We start from the raw sequence: 286 nt of genomic DNA, 5'->3' as shown, positions 1-286 counted from the left end.
GGCGGTAACACGGGTTCGAGTCCCGTAGGAGTCACCATTCTAGGTCCCGTAGTGTAGCGGTTAACACGCCTGCCTGTCACGCAGGAGATCGCGGGTTCGATTCCCGTCGGGACCGCCATATATTAAATTTTAATAGTAATTTATTTATAATTTGTGGAGGAATACCCAAGTCCGGCTGAAGGGATCGGTCTTGAAAACCGACAGGAGCTTAACGGCTCGCGGGGGTTCGAATCCCTCTTCCTCCGTTTTAATGGTCCCGTAGTGTAGCGGTTAACACGCCTGCCTG

At 52.1% G+C, this 286-nt stretch carries 2 tRNA genes; both read left to right on the top strand.

Features of this window, described 5'->3' with window-relative positions:
* Positions 1–42: 42 nt before the first annotated feature.
* Positions 43–118, top strand: a tRNA-Asp gene (locus HMPREF3058_RS10385).
* 37 nt (positions 119–155) lie between these two features.
* Positions 156–245, top strand: a tRNA-Ser gene (locus tag HMPREF3058_RS10380).
* Positions 246–286: the final 41 nt, after the last annotated feature.

This window comes from Staphylococcus sp. HMSC068G11, from assembly GCF_001815825.1.
In the GTDB taxonomy this organism is placed as follows: domain Bacteria; phylum Bacillota; class Bacilli; order Staphylococcales; family Staphylococcaceae; genus Staphylococcus; species Staphylococcus epidermidis.
This window is presented reverse-complemented; position numbering and strand designations above follow the sequence as displayed.